Origin of the sequence: Enterococcus faecalis, assembly GCF_029024925.1 — a bacterium.
In the GTDB taxonomy this organism is placed as follows: Bacteria; Bacillota; Bacilli; order Lactobacillales; family Enterococcaceae; genus Enterococcus; species Enterococcus faecalis.
Genome location: NZ_CP118962.1, coordinates 1,294,137 through 1,314,587, shown reverse-complemented (window position 1 = coordinate 1,314,587; position 20,451 = coordinate 1,294,137). Strand labels below are relative to the sequence as shown.

The 20,451-nt window shown below is 36.3% G+C and carries 16 protein-coding genes and 1 pseudogene; 1 reads left to right on the top strand and 16 read right to left on the bottom strand.

Annotation, left to right across the window (positions count from 1 at the left end; genetic code table 11):
• Nucleotides 1-2 precede the first annotated feature (2 nt).
• From dnaG to PYW42_RS06395, 14 genes and pseudogenes are all read right to left on the bottom strand, one after another.
• Nucleotides 3-1,889 (bottom strand): DNA primase, encoded by a 1,887-nt coding sequence (gene dnaG / locus PYW42_RS06460; protein WP_002380276.1) that lies wholly within the window; start codon nucleotides 1,887-1,889, stop codon nucleotides 3-5.
• A gap of 316 nt (nucleotides 1,890-2,205) precedes the next feature.
• A complete protein-coding gene (locus tag PYW42_RS06455; RefSeq protein WP_002366662.1) occupies nucleotides 2,206-4,542 on the bottom strand; it encodes a cation-translocating P-type ATPase in 2,337 nt (778 codons plus the stop codon).
• A gap of 128 nt (nucleotides 4,543-4,670) precedes the next feature.
• Nucleotides 4,671-5,288, bottom strand: coding sequence for a lysozyme family protein (locus PYW42_RS06450; RefSeq protein ID WP_002357646.1), 618 nt, complete (start codon nucleotides 5,286-5,288; stop codon nucleotides 4,671-4,673).
• A 290-nt stretch (nucleotides 5,289-5,578) separates the two neighbouring features.
• On the bottom strand, nucleotides 5,579-6,268 hold the full coding sequence (gene alsE, locus PYW42_RS06445) for a D-allulose 6-phosphate 3-epimerase (protein ID WP_002389188.1): 690 nt from the start codon (nucleotides 6,266-6,268) through the stop codon (nucleotides 5,579-5,581).
• A 137-nt stretch (nucleotides 6,269-6,405) separates the two neighbouring features.
• On the bottom strand, nucleotides 6,406-7,506 hold the full coding sequence (locus PYW42_RS06440; RefSeq protein ID WP_002369426.1) for a PTS fructose transporter subunit IIC: 1,101 nt from the start codon (nucleotides 7,504-7,506) through the stop codon (nucleotides 6,406-6,408).
• Between the two features lie 109 nt (nucleotides 7,507-7,615).
• A complete protein-coding gene (locus PYW42_RS06435; RefSeq protein WP_002389129.1) occupies nucleotides 7,616-8,065 on the bottom strand; it encodes a PTS sugar transporter subunit IIA in 450 nt (149 codons plus the stop codon).
• A gap of 19 nt (nucleotides 8,066-8,084) precedes the next feature.
• Entirely contained in the window at nucleotides 8,085-8,402 is a 318-nt protein-coding gene (locus PYW42_RS06430) for a PTS fructose transporter subunit IIB (protein WP_002357651.1), read from the bottom strand.
• Nucleotides 8,402-8,854: a PTS sugar transporter subunit IIA gene (locus PYW42_RS06425; RefSeq protein WP_002389217.1), complete on the bottom strand. Its 453-nt coding sequence runs from the start codon at nucleotides 8,852-8,854 to the stop codon at nucleotides 8,402-8,404. The genes PYW42_RS06430 and PYW42_RS06425 overlap by 1 nt, the downstream gene beginning before the upstream one ends.
• Complete coding sequence (locus PYW42_RS06420; protein WP_002389096.1) at nucleotides 8,844-10,325, bottom strand: BglG family transcription antiterminator; 1,482 nt, start codon at nucleotides 10,323-10,325, stop codon at nucleotides 8,844-8,846. Before PYW42_RS06420 ends, PYW42_RS06425 begins: the two co-directional genes overlap by 11 nt.
• A 240-nt stretch (nucleotides 10,326-10,565) precedes the next feature.
• The gene (gene nagE, locus PYW42_RS06415; RefSeq protein ID WP_002389273.1) at nucleotides 10,566-12,563 is read right to left on the bottom strand and encodes an N-acetylglucosamine-specific PTS transporter subunit IIBC; all 1,998 of its coding nucleotides are present in this window, start codon (nucleotides 12,561-12,563) and stop codon (nucleotides 10,566-10,568) included.
• Between the two features lie 36 nt (nucleotides 12,564-12,599).
• The gene (locus tag PYW42_RS06410; protein ID WP_002357655.1) at nucleotides 12,600-13,433 is read right to left on the bottom strand and encodes a PRD domain-containing protein; all 834 of its coding nucleotides are present in this window, start codon (nucleotides 13,431-13,433) and stop codon (nucleotides 12,600-12,602) included.
• 309 nt (nucleotides 13,434-13,742) lie between these two features.
• Entirely contained in the window at nucleotides 13,743-15,395 is a 1,653-nt protein-coding gene (locus tag PYW42_RS06405) for a peptide ABC transporter substrate-binding protein (protein WP_002389253.1), read from the bottom strand.
• A gap of 17 nt (nucleotides 15,396-15,412) precedes the next feature.
• On the bottom strand, nucleotides 15,413-16,789 hold the full coding sequence (locus PYW42_RS06400; RefSeq protein WP_002389165.1) for a transglutaminase-like domain-containing protein: 1,377 nt from the start codon (nucleotides 16,787-16,789) through the stop codon (nucleotides 15,413-15,415).
• A 16-nt stretch (nucleotides 16,790-16,805) separates the two neighbouring features.
• Nucleotides 16,806-17,871: pseudogene (locus tag PYW42_RS06395) on the bottom strand (dipeptide epimerase).
• Between the two features lie 275 nt (nucleotides 17,872-18,146).
• Here PYW42_RS06395 and PYW42_RS06390 point away from each other — a divergent pair.
• Nucleotides 18,147-18,491 (top strand): metal-sulfur cluster assembly factor, encoded by a 345-nt coding sequence (locus PYW42_RS06390; RefSeq protein WP_002357660.1) that lies wholly within the window; start codon nucleotides 18,147-18,149, stop codon nucleotides 18,489-18,491.
• A gap of 97 nt (nucleotides 18,492-18,588) precedes the next feature.
• Here the strand turns inward: PYW42_RS06390 and PYW42_RS06385 are convergent, their stop codons facing one another.
• Both PYW42_RS06385 and PYW42_RS06380 read right to left on the bottom strand, forming a co-directional pair.
• On the bottom strand, nucleotides 18,589-19,128 hold the full coding sequence (locus tag PYW42_RS06385; protein WP_002389346.1) for a GNAT family N-acetyltransferase: 540 nt from the start codon (nucleotides 19,126-19,128) through the stop codon (nucleotides 18,589-18,591).
• A gap of 212 nt (nucleotides 19,129-19,340) precedes the next feature.
• Nucleotides 19,341-20,195, bottom strand: a complete 855-nt coding sequence (locus tag PYW42_RS06380) for a hypothetical protein (protein ID WP_002389293.1) — start codon at nucleotides 20,193-20,195, stop codon at nucleotides 19,341-19,343.
• Nucleotides 20,196-20,451: the final 256 nt, after the last annotated feature.

The following is a 20,451-nucleotide window of genomic DNA, read 5'->3' as shown; positions in this document are numbered from 1 at the left end:
GCTTAAGTAAATGTTCGTTGAGCTTTAAGCTGTCGAGCCAATTGGATAATCTCCATTGTTAATTCGGCTTCAAGCTGTTGGTTGCCCACTCGTTTTGCTTCTTGCTGTTGAATCTTTTTCTGCTCAATTGCCTCTGCAATACTTGATAAGGCAATTACATGTAATAAATCGGCAACTTCTCGCTCAGAGCTTTCTTCCGATAAATTCTGATACGCAATTTCAATTGCTAATTGTTTGGTTTGATTATCTTGCAAGAAATTAATAAAATCGGCAATGTCGAAACTTTGATGCAGTGTCGCATAACTTTCTAGCAAGAAATATAATTCTTGGTATTCATCATGAGCGAACGAAAAATCTGGCAATTGTTGAACGGTTTGCCGTACTCCTTGTTCATTCATTAAACGAAATAATAAAGAACGTTCTGCTTTTTGAACTTGTGTTAACGGTAACTTGTTTTGGACGTGATTCTCTTCAAAAACAGGTTCTTCCATTGGTGGTGGCATCATTTCATCTTGATAAAATTGTTGCCTTTCTTGCCGTTGGACTGAACGTTGCTCTTGCTTCAATTGATTGAATTGTTCTTCTAAACTATGAACAGAAAGTTGAAATTCCTGAGCAATTTGGTTTAAATAACGATCACGTTCCAAGGGAGATTGAACATTGGTTAACTCCCGTAACAATTCGTTCACATAATCCAATTGTTCTTTTTCGTTATTCATGTTTCTAGTTAACCGATGATAGTTCATTTTAAAACTAAAAACTGTTTCTCGGCCATGATTGGCTAAATTTTGAAAAGCTTCTGCGCCATATTTCCGCACATATTCATCAGGATCCAGCTTTTCAGGGATGCTGACAATACTCAAGTCAAAATGACTGTTTTCTTGCAATAATTGAATCGCACGGTTTGTGGCTTGAACACCGGCATTATCGCCATCGTAACAAATAACTACTTCCTTAGCGACCCGTTCCAAACGCCGAATTTGTTCATTGGTCAAACTAGTCCCCATTGAAGCCACCCCACTTTTTACGCCTGATTGCCAAGCAGCGATAACATCCATGAATCCTTCAAAAAGCAAGACTGTATTTTCTTTACGAATTTCTTTTCTGGCTTTATCAAAGTTAAACAGCGTTTCTCGCTTATTAAAAAGTGTTGTTTCAGGACTATTCAAGTATTTAGGCATCTCATCCCCTGGAAAATCAGCTGTTTTTAACAAGCGACCAGAAAAGGCGATGACATTGCCTTGGGGATCATTAATTGGAAACATGATTCGTTGATAGAAACGATCCAAAAACGTACCGTTATCTCTTTGGACAAACAGCCCAGAAGGCTCAAAAAGCGTTTCATCCAGTTGTTCGTTTTTAAAAACTTGACTTAAGAAATCACGTTTTTGCGGCGCAAATCCAATTTGAAAGGTCTCAATTAGTTCTTGTGTTAATCCCCGCTCTAATAAATAGTTTAATGCGGGTTCGCCAATTTTAGTATTCACTAAAATATGATGGTAAAGTTCTGCGGCTTTACTATGCAGTTGTAACAAACTCCGTCTTTGTTGGTTTTCTGGGGTATCCGCTACTTCACGCGGCTCTGACCAATCAAAGTCCACAGATAAATGTTCCAAATCTGCAACACGTTTCACGGATTCTGGAAAACTAATGCCTTCAATTTCTTGCAAGAAATTAAAAACAGTTCCACCTTTCCCGCAGCCAAAACAGTGAAAAATTTGTTTGTCTTCTGCTACTGAAAATGAAGGGGAACGTTCTTCGTGAAACGGACATAAACCCATATAATTTTTACCGGATTTTTTTAACTGGACATACTGCCCAATAATATCTACTATATTCGTTCGGTGACGAACTTCCTCAATGACTTCCTGAGGAATGCGTTGTGCCATTGTCCTCACCTCCTAAGAATAGCATTGTGCTAACTCATGTGATTGACCGTTTAAAAAACGCACTGTCATTTCAGTGCGAATTCCAATGGACACATTTACACATGATTTATTGTATCACATAATCGCTGTTTTTCAAGTATCTTGTTTCAACTCAACAAAAAAAGAAAGTATCTAGGACAAAAGTCATCCTGACTCCTGCCCCAGACACTAACTCTTAAAATAATCAGTTAAACATCAAGCTTGCTCCGACTTCCTTCAAGATTTAAAGAAGAACTGCATTTCTGGAGACGAATGCTTTTAGCTCAACCTCTGCTTTTTATAAATCTTTAATTGTTTTTCCAGCACGTTTCATTTGTACGAAACCAATTGCTACACGCACTACAATATTAATGGCCATCATAATAAAGAAGAGACCCATTGTTTGCGAAGTTAAGAAACCAATTTCTAAAATGTTGTGGAATAACATAGCTGCTACATAAATACCAATAATGGTACTGAAAACCAAGAAAATGCGTAATGGATTTAAAGGCAGACATGCTCGAACAACAGCCATACAGCTAATTCCAACTAATAAATAATACATTAACGTCGTGGTGTCTAAAGAAGAAAATCCTTGATTTTGTCCAATCAGATAAACAGCAATGATATTCGCTACAACTAAAAGCGCATTAACAGACGCATTTTTCAAAGCCGTTGGTAAAAACTTCCCGACAACTTTTCGTTTGTCCCCTTCGAAAGATAAGAAGAAAGCAGGATATCCTTCAATTGCTAAATCAATCAAGGTCACTTGAATCGGAATGAACGGGAACGCAATGGCCGTTAAGGCACAAATGATTGAGAGAATAAACGAATAAATCGTTTTAATGAAGAAAACGCTGGAAACTCGGGTTACATTATTTACCACACGTCGTCCTTCAAACAAGACATCTGGTAACGTTGTAAAATCAGAATCTAGCAAAACTAGATTAGAAATTTGCCGAGTAGCGCCATCTCCCTCTGCCATAGCGATACTACAATCCGCTTCTCGTAACGCTAAAACATCGTTAACGCCATCGCCGGTCATCGCCACCACATGCTCTGTGTCTTTCAACTCACGTACAATGGTTCGTTTTTGCTGAGGCGATACACGTCCGAACACTGTGTATTGCTGAACTGCTTCACGCACTTCTGCTTCTGTCGTTTTGGTCGACAAATCAATATAAGACTCATAACCGGGTAGCCCAGCACGACGAGCAATATTTGAAACAGTCACCGGATTATCACCAGAAATTACTTTTAAGTCGATTCCTTCTTCTTTTAGATAAGCCAGTGTTTCTTTGGCATTTTGGCGAATTGGATCATCAATTTCTAGAATTGCTAATGGCTCTAAGTAAGGCATTTTGGTTTCGTTTAACGGTTGTTGTTCCGCAATGGCTAACATCAAGACGCGATACCCATTCTCTTGTGCTGTAAAAACAGCTTCCGGCAACCGACTATCGTCTACCAAACGCTCAGGAGCCCCTAAATAAACCGTCCCAATTTCTGGAAATTCAATAGCTCCCCATTTTCGTTCAGAAGAAAAAGCCAAGACTTCTTTTGCGCCAAATCGATTGGATACTTCATAATGATCACGAATTGCTTGCATTGTAATATTATTATCTGTACTTTCAGATAGGTAGCTTCCGATAATCTGCGGGAAGAGTTCTTCATATTTGTCATGCAAGATAATCGCCTTTTGCACTTTCATTTTACCTTCTGTAATCGTTCCAGTTTTATCTAAACACAAAGTGTCCACATGGGCCAATGTTTCAATTGAGTACATATCTTGTACTAGAATACGTTTTTTGGCTAACTTAATGACACCTGTTGTCAGCGCAATACTAATTAATAGTACTAATCCTTTTGGTAACATCCCTAACAAAGCAGCTGCAGAAGCAACAACAGATGTTTTAATGCCAGCATCTCTTAGCCAAAAAGCTTCAACAAATAAAATAATCCCTAGAGGAATAATCACCCAACTTGTAAATTTAGAGACTTTACGAATCGAATTGACTAACTCTGATTGAATTGGTTTATGCACTTTAGCTTCTTGGGTGATTTTCACAGCATAGTTTTCGGCACCAACGTGGATAACACGGGCATAGGCTTGTCCGCTAACAATGAAACTTCCAGAAAGCAAGGTATCGCCGATTTCCTTTTCAATTAAATCTGATTCACCTGTTAACAACGCTTCATTCGCTTCGACTTTACCGTCAATAACTTCCATATCAGAAGGAACTTGTTCCCCTGCAGAGATAATAACAATATCTTCCATAACTAGTTCTTTTGTATCAATTTCTTGTTGTACGCCATTTCGAACAACATGAACATTTTCTTTTGCCACAATAGATAATTTTTGAACTAAATTACGGGCATGAATTTCTTGGAAAATCCCGATTGACATGTTCACAATAATAATCGCTAAGAAAGCCAGATTGGAATACGCTCCGACAAATAGTAAACAAACAGCGATTGCAAAGTTTAAAAAGTTGAATAACGTCATGACGTTATCAAAAATAATATCTTTTGTAGATTTTGCTACATTTTCCTCATAATTATTTTGAAGGCCTAACTCTTTCTGCTTGGCAACTTCTTCTGTACTTAACCCTTTTTTCAGGTCGACTTTATTCAACATCCAGCTCTTTCCCTACCTTTTCAATTAATCAGTTACATCCCTTCTAGTTTACTTGCATTTTCATGAAACTGCAAGAAAAGCCTAAAAAATTCCTGTAAGTTGAAAGAATTCTTTAGACTTTTCTCGTTTTAATTTAACTTTTCAATAAACCAACGATTCATTTTGACAATTTCCGCATAGAACATATTGCCACCATTTTGATAAAGGTAACCACCATTGTAAACTAACGCTTGCCAACGATAATAACGATATTTCGTATTTTGGTCATTTCCTAGCAACGGTGAAAGGACTTCTCTTGAATATTCTTCTGCTAACTCTGTCGTGTGTTTCCCGCCGCGTTCTTTAACAAACTGAATATAATCCAGTCCATAATTATATGCTTGTACGCCTGTCCACTCATCACAGCCAGCTTCTTTTGCTTTCGCTAACGCTTCCGCGAGAAATTTGACGCCATGTGCGATACTTTCCTCTGGTGTTTCAATCACTTCTTGTTGTCCATAAACACTTTCACTGCTCTGCATAATATCGCCAGATTTCCCTTTAGATTCTGTATAGATAATCGCTAAAGCTAATGTTTTGTATTCAGGTATTTTATTTTTTTTGACTTCTGCTTCTACTTGTTTTTCAAAGGTCATTACCGTTTCAACATTTTGATGTATTTTATAGCCAAGATAGCCAAGACCAGCAACTAAACCAACAAACAAAAGTAGCATGATTTTATAAATTATTTTTCTTACTCTACGCATCGAATCATCCAAACTTTTTCTTTTAAGATACGTTCTATGTTACTTGAAATAACTGAAAAAAGCGAAGTTTTTGTTACTTCTTTAGTTTTATTTAATAAAAGTAACTTTTTTGTGAACAAACCGTAACTTCGCAAGATTGAACGTTTTCACCTAGAATAGAATAACAAGTAATTTTGTTCTATTGGCGCTTATTTATTGCATCAAAAAAGCCCAGATAAGAATGAACAAAATTCTTTTCTAGGCTTGACTTTATACAACTTATCTATTCTTTTAACAAACAGTCAAATGTTTTATGGAATTTTTTTCCCAGTCATTTCTTCATAGTCTCTACTCATCATTCTCCAAGCTTTTTCAATATCTTCATTCAATCCAAACAATCCGCTTCTACCAACAATATAAATATCAGGTCCTGCAGCATCAATTCGCTTAAATGAATTTCTATTCGATGAGCCGTCCATTTCAATTACATAACGATACCCTTTTTCTTTACGTAAATTACGAAGAGCAACAATTTTATCAAGTGTTCCTTCAATAAATCGCTGGCCAGCAAAGCCTGGATCAACGGTCATGATTGTGATTTTATCCAACAATTCAATATATGGAAAGATTGATTCAATAGGCGTTTCGGGATTAAGGACGATCCCTGCTTTAAGATTAGCATTGTGAATTTGGTCAATTAGGCGAAATGCTAGACCATCTAAAACCTCTGCATGCATACAAATCCATTCACATTTGATATCTACTAGTTGTTGTACCCAAAAGCTTGGATTCGTAACCATTAAATGGGCAGATACTGGGAGCTTCGAAATTTTTCTTAACTCCTCAATAAACCACGGAGATAATGTAATGTTTGGCACATAGTGACCATCCATAATGTCTATGTGATACGAAGCAACATGATCATTCAAAAAGGTGATTTGTTGTTTAAACTTGTCCAAATCCATCGTCATTAGTGACGGAGAAAATTCAACTTTGTTCATTCTAATTTTCAACTCTTTCTATCTGATTATTTGGTTGATGTTTTTGAAAATTTTTCTAACTCGTTATATTCAGACGTTGACACATCTCTGACGGGCAATATAAATTGCATTAATTTTGTTGCGCTTTTTCATTTTGTTTAGAAAATCTGAATATCTTCCAAGTTTATCTCCTCTTCTTCTTTTTCTACTAAAGCTTCCATATCTTTCTCAGTTACATCTTTCTTAATAATAGCTAAAACTAAACCGGTAACCACAGCGTTTACAACAATTGCAATAATGCCAGCCAGCGGTTTACTCATTGTTGGAATCATTAAAACACCGCCAAATGGAACTGTCGCATCTGCCCCTAAGATCATTGTTGTTGCGCCACCCACGAAGCCGCCAATCGCTGTAGCAATGACTCCTCGGACAATATCATTCATAACTAAAGGAATAACACCTTCAACAATGTTAATCACGCCCATTGGTACGGCAGACTTTAACGTTTCAACTTCTAGTTTTGTATAAATATTTTTTCTAAATAATTTAGCAAAGAAGAAAGCTAATCCAAAGCCTATTGGCGTTGCTGTATTTACTAATTGCAATGCTGTAATTGGTCCATTAAGTCCTTCCGCTTGCATTGTCAAAACAAAGGCAAAAACAGTTTTGTTAATGGGTCCGCCATAGTCTATACCACTTAATAAACCAATTACACCACCAAAAATTAATAATGACGAGTTACCTAAGCTATCTAAAAAGTTCGTTAATAATGAAGTAAATGCCGTTATTGGGGTCCCGATAATATATACCATGATTAATCCACCAGTAATTGAGGTTAAAAATGGAATAATTAATGTTGGCATTAACCCTCTCGCCCAGTTTGGTAATTTCACATATTTTAAAATAGCTAATACAAGATATCCTGCCAAGTAACCACCTAAGATACCACCAATAAAGCCAGCGCCAACTGCATTCGCAGTTAAACCAATAATAAAGCCCGGAGCAATTCCAGGTTTACCGGCGATTGAAAAGGAAATGCCAGTAGATATAACAACCGGCAGTAAGCCTAAGCCAGCGCCACCCATAGTAGCTAAAGCATCCCAAAGCGAAAATTCACCTGGTACCAAGGTTCCTTGACTTGAGCCACCAAACCCCATACCAATTGCAATTAAAAAGCCAGCGCCACAGACAATTGGAATTAAATATGAGATTGCTGTTAATAAATGACCTTTAAGATTTAACTCTTTTAGTTTTTTCATTTTTATCCTCCTAAACATTGTTCTTTTCATTTTATTTTCTATTTAAAAAAATTACTGTTGTGGATTCTTCTGTAGAAAATATCCACAATATGCTGTCTTAGTAATTTCATTAAGAGAATACCTTTACTACATCCTCTGGCGATTTTGATTGAAGGAATTCTCTCACTACTTCATCATTTCCGAGTTTTCTGGCAAACAATGATAATAGTTTAAGATGGCTAGTTGTTTCTTTATGATCATTACCCACAGCAAAAAGAATGATTCCTTTTACGCCATTATCATCTAAAGATTCCCAAGGAATTTCTGTACTGTTAATACCGATGGCCACGCCTATTTTTTTTACATACGCACTTTTGCCATGTGGAATGGCTAGATAGTTTCCGATGCCCGTTTGACCTTCCGCCTCTCTATCATAGATATCTTTTATAAAACCTTTTTCATCTGAAATATTGCCATTTTCAAGCAAAAGATTGGCTAATTCTTTTAACGCTTCCTCTTTTGTATTTACATTCATATTCGTTTTAACGGTTTTTAAGTCAATGATATCCTTTACTTCCATTACAATTCCTCCTAGAAGATTACTTTTCTTGTGTCATAACTTCTTCTGCTTTTTCAATTAGTTTAGTGGGTGATTTTACAGCAACTTCTGTAGGTACTTGAATGATTCGTTTCCCATCAAAACGCTCTCTTCCAGAAATTTTTACATCAATGGCTAATATAACAATGTCCGCTTCCTTAATTTGTTCATCCGTTAGTTTGTTTTCAATCCCAATGGTCCCTTGTGTTTCTACATGGATCTCAACTCCTGCTTTTTTTGCAGCGTTCTCCAATTTTTCTTGTGCGATATATGTGTGAGCAATTCCTACTGTGCAGGCTGCTACGCCGACTATCTTCATTATTTTTCCTCCTCAAATTTTTCTATATTTTTATAAAAATCTGTTTCTGTTTTTAAACGCAACAACTTTTCTAAGAAGTCTTCATTTGCTAATTTTCTAGTAAATCGACTGATTTCTTTTTTTACTTTTAACTGTTCATTTTCTTTTAGTAAGATGACAATAATTAATTTCACTTGCTTAATGTCTGCCGTCCATTCTTGGATTTCTGTTTTTAAGCCAATCAGATATATTTCACTTTTTTTCAAGAGTGCATTCTCTAAATGTGGCAAGACAACTTGCTCTGCAATCTGATTACTTCCCATCTTCTCACGATTTACCAAAGATTCCTCAATCTGCTTTTTTTCTTCGGGCGTTAACCAAGGTGCTGCTGTTTCTGCAATGAATTGATATACTTGCTGTTTTGAAAGAAGTTCTTGGTTTAGGAAAACTTGGTATAAAGGATTAACGTTCATGATAGATTTCCTCAACTTTTCTTTGTAATCGATACTGATCATCCATTGTAAACATGGCACTTACCAACAATGATTTAATGGGGACCTTTTCCTGTAAATGAATCGTTGTCAAAATCAATTCAATATCAGAATAATCTTTTAATGATTTCTTTATATTTCGTGTGGCAATAATTTCAACAATTTGTAATTCAGGGAATTTCTTTTCAACTTTTACTCTCAATAGTTCTGAAGTTCCAATTCCAGTGGTACACATAATCAAAGTACGAATAGGTAACTGATTGGTTTCAATCATTCGCGCAAAATACAATGTAATAAACCCATTCTCATCTTCGTTTATAGCCGGCAGTTGATAGTTTTTACTTACTTGCTTAGAAACTTGCGCAATTTTTCCGAAAATTGTTTCATACGTCATTTTTATTTGATCCAATAAACTATTCTTAACATGTATGCCGTTTTCAAGACGATTTATCATTGGTTTTATATGACTAGCCAATTCAAGAAGTAGCTGATCATTATCAGTTAAAATTTTTAGTTGTGCACTCATTTCCTCTAAATAAAATTGAGTAACTTGCATTACTTTGAAAGAAAAATTAGTTACTTTACTAAACGAACCTTGCATCCTAGAAGAAACCAAATATTGATATAAGTAATAAATTTCAACGTTAGGCAGTCTCTTATTTAAATAAGTTTCAATCTGTTGAATCGTTGTTTGCGCGACCTTTTTGAGTACTAAGTCCTTTGTTAATTCTTGTTCTTCTTCGTTAGATAATTGGTATTTTTCAGAAATAGCTACTTTTCGTGAACGACTAATTAAGATATAAAGATGCGAAAAGATGTTTACGTTATATGGATGTGGAATAGTAATATCCAGTTTTTTTTCAATGTTCCTGACTTGATCTAACGTAAAAAGGACATCATAATTATTAAAATTTAATGCTTTGTTGTTTCGAAGATCCTCAATATCGATAATGTTCAACAGTTGTATTCTATCGGAAATGGCTTTCCTGATAGCTCTTTCCTCACCGATAATTGCCAACGTTCGATTTTTCCGTTTGAGTGTTAAATCATATTTCTTTAAATCTTCGGATAATTGTTGTTCATCGCTAAATATCACAGAATCGCCAACATAATATCTTGCAAATAATTCATAAACATTTTTAGCTTGTGGAGAAGCTAACAACAATTCCTCCAGAATTCGATTGCGTCTTTCCCTTGGCGAAAAATCACTTTCTTTTTCGACTAAATGTCGATTCTGTTCCATAAATCGTTCATAGTCTAGCTTGTATCCTCGTCCTTTCTCAGATAATATGAGTGAACCTTCTGAAAATTCATCGTTAATTTTTTTTATCAAACGATAAACTGTCTTAGGAGAAGTACTTAGGCAGTTTGCCAATTCTTCTGCAGTCATATAATCTTGTTTTTTTGAGAGAAGTAACAACAATTTTTGTCCACGTTCTTTTTTCGAACTCATAGCAACCCCTCCTTGATATATTTATTATAATCCATATAAAAGAAAACGCTTCCTTGTTTTCTGTCCGTTACATTGGCCATTTTTGTGAGTGGTTAAAGTGTTCAATTATGCGAAACTTTCTAAGGCTATTTATAAATAAAAATCTGTAGAGCAAGCGATTTTGAATTACTGGCTCTACAGACACTAATACTTTCAAAGAATACAAAAAAGGGCTGCCTTACGGCTAGCCCTTTTTTACTTTTATTTTACGGTAACATTTCCGATTACATCATTCATTGAAGTCGTTTGACCTGCTTTTTGTAAATCGTATTGAGCAACGATATCTTGATTTGTGAAAACAACAATTAAATCTGATTTTTTGCCAGCTTGTTCTAATGCCGCTAAATCAATGGTTGCAATTTTATCGCCTTGTTTTACAACTTGGCCTTCTTCAACATGTAATGTAAATGGTCCACCTTGTAACTCAACAGTATCTAGACCCATGTGTAATAATACTTCAATGCCTGAATCTGTTTGGATACCTAACGCATGTTTTGTTGGGAAAATGCTAGTAATTTTACCAGCAACGGGTGTTGAAACTTCGCCGTCTGTTGGTACGACAGCAAAACCGTCACCCATCATTTTTGCTGAGAAAACATCATCTGGTACTTCAGAAATAGGAATAACTTTCCCATTCGCTACAGAATATAATTCAGTTTCTTTTGTTGAAACTGGTGCTTTTTCTTCAACAACTGGTTGAGAAACAGGTGTTTCTTTGACTGGTGTTGCTGGCGCTTGGTGGTTATATAATCGTTGCATTTCGTCAGCAACAAATTGTACTTCCGTACCAACGATCACTTGGATATTGGTGTCATCAATGACTTTCACACCTGGAACCCCAGTTGCTTTAATTTTTGCTTGATCCACTTTGCCTGTATCTTTCACTGTTAAGCGTAAACGAGTTGTACAGTTATCAATAGAAGTTACATTAGCATCAGCGCCTAAACCATCATAAATACGACGAGCTAGAGAAGCAAATTTGTTGTCACCTTCTGCAACATCTGGCGTTTCTTCGCCAGCGCCTTCTTCACGTCCTGGTGTCATTAAGTTAAACTTAGTGATTGCAAAACGGAAACCGAAGTAGTAAATTGCCGCAAAGACAAGTCCTTGAACCACCAACATCATTGGGTGATTTGCGACTGGGTTTTTCAAACTTAAGAAGAAGTCTACAAAACCTGCACTAAAGGCAAAGCCAGCTGTCCAATGCATAAACGCAGCGAATGCTAAAGAAATACCTGTAAAGACCGCATGTAAAACATATAAAGGCCAAGCAACGAACATAAATGAGAATTCTAAAGGTTCAGTAACGCCTGTAAAGAAAGCCGCAAAACCAGCAGCTAACATTAATGAAGCTGTAACTTTTTTCTTCTCAGGACGTGCACATTGATAAATAGCAAACGCGCCTGCTGGTAAACCAAACATCATTACTGGGAAGAAACCAGCTTGATACATCCCTGTTTGTCCTACAATTGCTTTACCAGTATCTAACGCTTGTTGACCAGCTAAAAAGTTCCCAATATCATTGATACCAGCAACATCAAACCAGAAAACAGAATTCAAGGCATGGTGTAAGCCTGTTGGAATTAATAGTCGGTTAAAGAAACCATACAAGCCAGCTCCTACGAAACCTAAGCTAGAGATTCCTTTACCAAAAGCAACTAATCCGTTATAAACAACTGGCCAGAAGAAGAATAAGACAGCTGAGATTGCTAACATCGAAATAGCTGACATAATAGGAACTAAACGTTTTCCACTAAAGAATGATAAAGCCATTGGCAATTTCACACCAGAGAAACGATTATACATTGCCGCAGCAACTAAACCAGCGACAATCCCGACAAAGACATTGTTGTCCATGCTGTTGAAGGCTGGGTTTACTTCAGCAATATCCTTGAAGCCTTTAATGGCTTGGATAGAAGCAGGCGCTAAAACAGTTTTTGGCACTAAATAAGCGACTAAACCAGCTAATGCTGCCGATCCATCTTTATCTTTTGACATTCCTAACGCTAAACCAACCGCAAATAATAATGCTAAGTTGTTTAAGATAGCCAAACCACCATTCATTAGAAAAGTTGTGGCTGGACTAGCGCCGATTGTTCCCACGATCCAGTTGGCAATACCGACTAATAAAGAAGCCGCCGGTAATACAGCAACTGGTAACATTAACGAACGTCCCATTCTTTGCATATACGCTTTCATTATACGTAACTCCTCACATAAACTATTTAATTTTTATTATTTGGTCATTCTTAATCGTTCAATGTGAATCGATAAATAACCAAGTTCTTCATTTGGTACTTGATAATGAAAATTTCTCATTAATAAGACTTGTACTTTTTTTGAGATTTCATAGCTTTCAGCATACTTTTTCTTTACGACTTCCAAAATTTCTTCATCTAAAACAGCATATTGATTTTGTTGGAAGCGATGAATAAACAAACGTAAATGATTCACCAAACGTGAATAACTGAGACTATTTTTATCATCATGAATATCAATAGCCAATTCCTGCTCGATTAAATGAATAATTTCAGAAACGATTGTAACTTCACGGATACTTTTACTATTATCAGTACGCCCGCTGCGAGCACTATGGATATGAATTGCAATATATCCCGCTTCATCATAACTAAATGGAATCTCTAAGGTTTGTGTTAAATATTCTACAGCCCATTGAGCAATAGCAAATTCTTCACTATATAAAATCTCAATTTCACTTAAAAGCTTGTTCCGAACAATAATATTATTTTGAATATTTTCAGCTGCAAAAGCAATGTGATCACTCAACCCAATATTAATATGTTCATTCAACTTTTCACCCAATACCGTTTCAGCATGTTGGATAATTTCTTCACTCGCTAAAAAGTATTTGTCTTCAATTTGTGATAGCAGTACTTGAAGTTTTTTCAGTCCTTCTGGCTCCATCACAAACATCCGCTCCACCAATTGTCGAGATAAGACATCATTTTTAGTCTTATTAAACCCGACGCCTTTACCGACAGCTACTTTCTCCTGTCCTTCGTCAAGAACAAGTACAGCATTTTGATTCAGCACCTTTTTAATTTTCATAAATGACCCTCTTCTGCAGAAGTAATTCTAACATCTTCAGTGAAAACAACAAAAAAAGCATAGAACAATCCCGTTAAACATGTTGCGTAACCATTGTACACCACATTGTATTACGAAATTCTTCCATGCCTAGTATTATCTAGTCACATGAAAACGCTATTCATTTGTTAACAGTGCTTATTCTAACGAGTATCATTATTTTTGTCAACCTTTTTCAATTATTTTTTTATTAATTGTTGACTATTAACAAAAAAGAAGCTCTTATCGGGAAAAAAGTACCTTCAGCTAAAGGTACTTTTGTTCACTAATTTATTCTTTATAGGCATACTTATATGTGCTCGTTGCACCGAAGTTATGATACTGAATGCCTTTGACACCTGGTCGTATAAGCTGACTACGGGCCTCTTGGTATAAAGGAATTAAAGCGGCATCTTCTTCCACCAATACTTTTTCAGCTTTAATTAATGTTTGCCAACGAGTTTCAGGATCATTTGCGTATTTAGTTGTTGCTTCTTCAATTAGTTGATCAAACGTTGGGCTAGAATAGTTCATACGGTTACCACTAACTGAGCTTTCTAAGAAAGTCATTGGATCCTGATAATCGGGTCCCCACATGCCAACAGACAATTCATAATCCCCTTTTCTCATTAATTCAATCGCATTATTTAAAGGAACTGTTTTGACATTAATAGTGAGACCTGGCAACGTTTCTTGTAACTGGCCTTGGATAAATTCAGCCACTTTTCGGTCACTATCACCATCTCTTGAAAGAAGTTCAATGGCTACATCTCCGTTTAGCTCTGCTTTTGCTTTATCTAAATACTCTTTGGCTTTTTTGGCGTCTGTTTTGACAAGGGCGCCTGCTTCTTGACGAAAATCTTCATTTGTTTCTGGGTTATATACAAATTTTTCTGGAATGTACCCATAAATTTCTTTTGAACCATCTGCCAAAATATTATCGACTAAACTTTTTTTATCCAAAGCATAAGCTAAAGCTTTGCGGACATTCTCATTTGCAAAAATGGATGGTTTTTCGTTTCTTTTTTGGTTTAAACGTAAGGAATAGACTTTTGACCGTTCGATTGCTTCATAGTCTGGGTTGTCTCGATTTTGTTTAGCAAAATCTCCTGTTAAGACAGCCACATCTAATTCACCTGATTCGTACAAATTATAAACGGTATTGGTTTCTTTAAGAACTTCAAAATGAATCGTTTCTGATTTTACTTTTTCTTTATCGTAATAGTCGGGATTACGCACAAAATCCCACGACATCGCTGACTGATCCCAATTTTTCATTAAAAACGGACCATTAGATACAATCATTTCACTAGAAGTGCCATAGGCTTGTCCTTTTTCTTTCACGAATGCTTCGTTTTGTGGGAAAAATGGAGAAAATGCCAATAACGACGTAAAATACGGTACAGGCTTTTCCAAAGTAACCTCCAAAGTATAATCATCAAGCGCTTTGACACCCAATTTCTCTGGTGCTTTTTCCTCTTTTGTAATAGCTGTTCCGTTCAGAATCGTTCCTTCTAACAAGAAAAAGTAATTGGCTTGGTTTTTGGGATTCGCTAATTTACGCCAAGCAAAAACAAAATCATTGGCTGTTACAGCATCACCATTGGACCACTTACCATCTTCTCTTAGTTTAATGGTATATCGTTTGCCATCTTCAGAAATTTCAGGCATCTCTTTAGCGGCAGCTGGTATTAGTTGATCTTTTTCATCCAATTGATATAACCCTTCAAAGACATTGGACTGTGCGTTAATACTGGCTTCATCTTGTGTAAAAATAGAATCCATTGAACCGATTTCCGAGTTCTCCATTAAATTTAAAATTTTTTTCGAGACACTGGTTTTCTCAGTTGCTTTCTCGTCTCTTTTTGTTTCTGCTGTTGTGCCACAACCTACCAAGACCGTACTAACAAATAACATAATCCCCATCATTTTTAACTTTTTCATACTATTCCCCCTATGTGTCAATCAAACGGCAACTCTTCCATGGAAAGCCGTTCTTGCGAAACTATCAAGCATGCGTAGGGCAAGCCCTCATTTTCGTACTCAAATTCTCCCCGCTGGTTGTCAATTGGGTCTGCACGCAATTGCATTTTCGCCGGCTGAAAGTCTGCCTGGATCTCACTATTTGCGACCATTCTAAAAACATCTAAATTGCCGAAATAATGATTCCACCGCTGTCTATCCCCGTCTCGGTAAGCACCTCCGCCAAAAGATAAATCCGCAAAGAGCCAGCCGTACGGTTCTATATAAAATTGTGCCCAATCATGACAGCCTGTATAATGTGTAGAAACATATAATCCCGATTGCCATTTGGCTGGTATCCCTGCAATCCGACAAAGCGTGATAAACAAAATCGCTTGCACGCCGCAGTCACCTTTTAAATTAGTTGCAGCATACTCTGAAATATTGGAAATTGTAAAATATTCACGCATGAATGAATAATGAATCTTTGTCGTCACAAAGTCATAAATCAAGCGTGCCTTTTTTAAGGGATTACTTTCATCGCCCATAATCTCATCTGCTAAATTTCTTAAATAAGGCGTGAATCGAATATGCGGTAACTGTTCCTCTAAATCAAAGCTTGGTTGCATTTTGTCTACGTTACTTTCTTCTAACTGTTGGTAAACCATCCGATTAACATAACAATATTCAACTGTAAACGTTTGATTTTCTTTTAAGATTGTTTCAAAACACAGTGTTCGTTGAGGCGCATCTTCTGCCGCAATATAGGTTGCCTCAGGTGACGTAGCTAGGATTTCAATTTCTGATTGTTGTTGACACGCTTTGGGTAGCGGCAAATGGACACGAACACGTTCACCTGGACGCTCAAATTCTTTTTTCACCTGAATGGTGGCTTTAATTGTTGTTCTCACTTTTCTACCACCGTTTTTTTGCATTTGTTCGATGTTCTCTTTTAGTTCTTTTTTGCGGAGAATTTCTAATTGATTGCTTTCTGCTTCCCGCAAACGTGCAACATATGCCGCATTTGTTTTAATTAAATTGGCCAAAAATCGAAGTTGGAAATACGGTTCACCGTCAATATAAACCCAGTCCGCTAAACCCGTTTCTTTTAAACGAATTAATTCCTCTGTTTGATAATCCTGAAAAGTATCTCTCATCATTTGATCAGCTTTTGCAAAGCTATGAGGATACTCATTCATACGCATCATTTTAATGACATCTTTTTCAATTATCAAACGTTCTTTTAATGCCTGCGGAAGTTCTTTTGTCAACCAAAAATCAATGGCAGTATCCGCACTTGCAAAATCGCCAAATTCTTTCACCCTTTGAATTTCCTCAGGCAAAGGGACACTAAGATACTTTAAATCATACTTCATTAGCTTTACTCCTTTTTTAATGAGAAATGCCTAATCCAGCTACTTCTCCTAATTCCAATAATGGTTTTGCTTCTAAGGATACGCCCCCAGTTACGGGCGCAGTTTCTAAACCGAATGTCGCATCTAAATCTGCTCGTGTGATTTTCTTTTGAGCAGCAGCTAAATGGGCAGCAGCCGTGATGCCAATGGTTGTTTCTTCCGCCATACACCCAATCATGCATTCGATACCTGCTGTTTCACAAATCTGATTAATCTTCAGCGCTTCATGAATGCCACCACACTTCATTAATTTTATATTGATAACATCGACTGTACCTTTTTTAACTAATTCCAACGCATCTTGGGCATCAAAACAGCTTTCATCAGCCATAATTGTCGTATTGACTTGTGAGGTAACGTATTTTAGACCTTCTAAATCGCGTCTTTTAACTGGCTGTTCCACTAATTCAATTTGATAATCTGCTAATTCTTGAATCGCTTTAACTGCATCTTTGGGCGTCCAAGCCTGATTCGCATCTAAGCGGAGCTTGATATCAAAGCCAACTGCTTCACGAATCGCTTTTACTCTTGCGATATCAGCTTCAATTCCTGTTCCGACTTTAATTTTTAATGTATCAAAACCTAGTTTGACTTTTTCGACGGCTTTTTGTGCCATCACATTTGGTTCATCAATACCTAGTGTAATATCCGTTATTACTTGGTTATCATAGCCGCCTAACAATTGATAAAGAGGCAGTTGAGCTTTCTGACCCATCAAATCATAACAAGCAATATCGATTGCTGCTTTTGCTGCTGGAGCGAAAGTAGATATTTTATCCATCACTTCATGAATTTTCTCAATATTAAAGGGGTTTAAGCCAATGATTGCTTGGCCAAATAATTCGATCGTTTCAAGCGTGCCAGCCAACGTTTCACCGGTAATAAAAATGCCTGGCCCTCCTTCTCCATATCCAACTAATCCCTCTTCTGTTTCAATTTCCACAATTGCACTATCCGCTGATTCTATCGTCCCCAAAAGCGATCGTAAATGTTTCTTTCAGTTTAATTTTCGATGCCCTAACATGTACCTGCTTAATTTTCATAAAATCCTCCCTTTGATATTTCCAATTGACTGAAAATTCAGTTTTTTAAAAATATCCAAAAATTAAATTTAGATTGTTATCGATCATTCTAAACTCATTGTTTTCTAATGTCAATAAAATAATGAGATTTAGATTAAAATAAAATGAATTTCGAATTTTATGAGCTTTTTTAATAAATCAGTAAATTCCATGACATGTGAGATACTTCTCATTTACAAACATTCTTAAAAAAGGTATGATAGTAAAGAGGCAACTTGCAAAGGAGTAGAAGACGAATGAGTGAACAACCTCAACAACGTTCAACCGAAGAAGTTGAAGCAATTAAAGAAGATATTTTAACTGCATTAGAAACAGTGATTGACCCTGAATTAGGCATCGATATTGTTAATTTAGGACTAATTTATGAAGTTGAATTTGCAGAAGAAACTGGTGATACTGTCATCAAAATGACCTTAACCACAATGGGTTGTCCGTTAGCAGATGTTTTAACAGAACAAATCCATGGTGTTTTAAAAGATATTCCTGAAGTGAATAATATCGAAGTAAAATTAGTCTGGTACCCTGCTTGGACAACGGATAAAATGAGCCGTTACGCACGAATTGCTTTGGGTATTCGCTAGTTATTTCGAGACTAATGATAAAAAACATATGAAAGAACCGATTGGTCCGTTCTTTCATATGTTTTTTTGTTTGTTTAATTTACTTATTTGAAAAAAACTACCTGATGCCATCAATACTTGGCTTTTTCCAAATTTTTGCTACTGGATGGAAGTCTAATAAAAACTGTAGCTGCGTTCCACCGAAGCCTGACGCTCCAGCAAACATGATATGAAAAGTGAGCCCTCTATCCATAATCAGATACCCTGTATCCAGCACGCCATTTCTTTCATAAAACTGATAACGTTTTTCTCTTTGGGCTTCATTCGCTGCATTTTTGCCAATTTCTTCACTCTCCAAAAGAACCCCCTTAGGATAACGTGTCTTCAATAACGCTAACACGGTTGAACCTAATCGTTTGTTTCGGTGGTGCTGATCAATTGCAAAGAAAAAGACATAGGTTGCTTCAGGTGCAATTTGACTATTTAACAAAATCCCCACGTTCTCATCCGCCTCTTGAATAACAAACAAATGAAATTTTCCTGCTTGAGAAGACGTCAATAATCGATCAAACGGCAGTCTCTCTTCTTCTGGAAAAGCTTCTATGTAGGTTGCTTCCCAATAGGCTTGATTTCCTTGATTTAATAATGTGAATTGCATAAAATCTCCTTTCTAAAATGATTGCTTCGTACTAATAACTTTTGTTACTTACATAAGACCTAAAAGTTATTTAAACATGCGACTGGTTATCCCTATACGCAATTATTTTTTGATACTAATCTAGTAGTTTAATTGTTCTCTGTTTCTGAGTCAATAAAAGAGCACACGATTCGAGTCTTTCAACATTTAGCGAAAAGGCGATTCTTATTTCATTACAACCGATTCACTATTCGCTGCCCTCTTTTTTCTATTCGTTGATTTACTTGAACTAAATATTCATTTATCTCCTCTATATTCTGAGGTAAGATAAACGAGTCTTTTTTCAAATGATTTTTCCATAGCGCTACTGGTTGATACTGTTCATTTAAAAATGGTTGCATCTCATACGTATGAACGTAGCTTTCCCATGAATGAAATGAAGCTAAAAATATCGAAAGTTGTTCTAAAGAATAATCCCAATAATCTTTAAACGATAAACTTCTTCCGCTGTTAAATCCTAGTGGAACTACTGTAATGTTTCCAATTGAATGGGTAAGTTCGGCAAAACGCTTTAATTGTGGGTCCTGATGAACTCGCTCAAATTTAGTAAAATTGTCGAGAAGAAATTCATTCCATGTATATTTTTTTGGTACAGGATTTGGTAAATAGTCAGGAAAAACTTGGTCAAAATAAGTTAAATATCGGTCCGAAATCACAGCCGATGCCCCGGAATCATGAGGCGGATACTTGCTATTTACTGCAAGAAAATTCTGTTCAGAAGGTTTTTCTAAATAGCTTTCTTGATTTTCCCCAATTACCTCCGCTGGTCTAAAGAAATCGGGATAAACAAGTTGTAACATAATTTTATACGTTGTCCAAAATGAGTTCATAATATCTTTGTGCGCGGTCGCCTTCCCAGTTAACTTTAAAAAAACATCCTCCACAACCTCGTACTTTTCAATATGGACATTCGATGTTCTAGCTTTTAAAATATTTTTAACTGGCTGCTGTTGGTCATACTCTTGACCCAAAAACAACTTCTTTAAATCATCTTTCGCTGAAATTGTCTTAACTGTAATTTCCGCCACTTTGAATAACTCCCATCCTACGATTTTCTCTATATTCTTTTATATTATTATACTAAAAAAACGCTCCCTCCTGCCCTTTTTTAATCAACAAATCAGCAATTAGAAAACACCAGCGAAACAGAAGTGCAACACTAGCATGCGAAAAAATGCGATCGCAACTTATTTTTTAGACACTCTGTGTGTTTCGTATAGTCGAGGCTGGTTGCGTGTATTTTTTTCAAGAAAATTGAGAACAGCTATGGTATAGTCAAAACTA

Excerpts from the sequence above, each read along its gene's own strand:
- dnaG (WP_002380276.1), bottom strand. The coding sequence starts at position 1,889 with ATGGCACAACGCATTCCTCAGGAAGTCATTGAGGAAGTTCGTCACCGA.
- PYW42_RS06455 (WP_002366662.1), bottom strand. The coding sequence starts at position 4,542 with ATGTTGAATAAAGTCGACCTGAAAAAAGGGTTAAGTACAGAAGAAGTT.
- PYW42_RS06450 (WP_002357646.1), bottom strand. The coding sequence starts at position 5,288 with ATGCGTAGAGTAAGAAAAATAATTTATAAAATCATGCTACTTTTGTTT.
- alsE (WP_002389188.1), bottom strand. The coding sequence starts at position 6,268 with ATGAACAAAGTTGAATTTTCTCCGTCACTAATGACGATGGATTTGGAC.
- PYW42_RS06440 (WP_002369426.1), bottom strand. The coding sequence starts at position 7,506 with ATGAAAAAACTAAAAGAGTTAAATCTTAAAGGTCATTTATTAACAGCA.
- PYW42_RS06435 (WP_002389129.1), bottom strand. The coding sequence starts at position 8,065 with ATGGAAGTAAAGGATATCATTGACTTAAAAACCGTTAAAACGAATATG.
- PYW42_RS06430 (WP_002357651.1), bottom strand. The coding sequence starts at position 8,402 with ATGAAGATAGTCGGCGTAGCAGCCTGCACAGTAGGAATTGCTCACACA.
- PYW42_RS06425 (WP_002389217.1), bottom strand. The coding sequence starts at position 8,854 with ATGAACGTTAATCCTTTATACCAAGTTTTCCTAAACCAAGAACTTCTT.
- PYW42_RS06420 (WP_002389096.1), bottom strand. The coding sequence starts at position 10,325 with ATGAGTTCGAAAAAAGAACGTGGACAAAAATTGTTGTTACTTCTCTCA.
- nagE (WP_002389273.1), bottom strand. The coding sequence starts at position 12,563 with ATGAAAGCGTATATGCAAAGAATGGGACGTTCGTTAATGTTACCAGTT.
- PYW42_RS06410 (WP_002357655.1), bottom strand. The coding sequence starts at position 13,433 with ATGAAAATTAAAAAGGTGCTGAATCAAAATGCTGTACTTGTTCTTGAC.
- PYW42_RS06405 (WP_002389253.1), bottom strand. The coding sequence starts at position 15,395 with ATGAAAAAGTTAAAAATGATGGGGATTATGTTATTTGTTAGTACGGTC.
- PYW42_RS06400 (WP_002389165.1), bottom strand. The coding sequence starts at position 16,789 with ATGAAGTATGATTTAAAGTATCTTAGTGTCCCTTTGCCTGAGGAAATT.
- PYW42_RS06390 (WP_002357660.1), top strand. The coding sequence starts at position 18,147 with ATGAGTGAACAACCTCAACAACGTTCAACCGAAGAAGTTGAAGCAATT.
- PYW42_RS06385 (WP_002389346.1), bottom strand. The coding sequence starts at position 19,128 with ATGCAATTCACATTATTAAATCAAGGAAATCAAGCCTATTGGGAAGCA.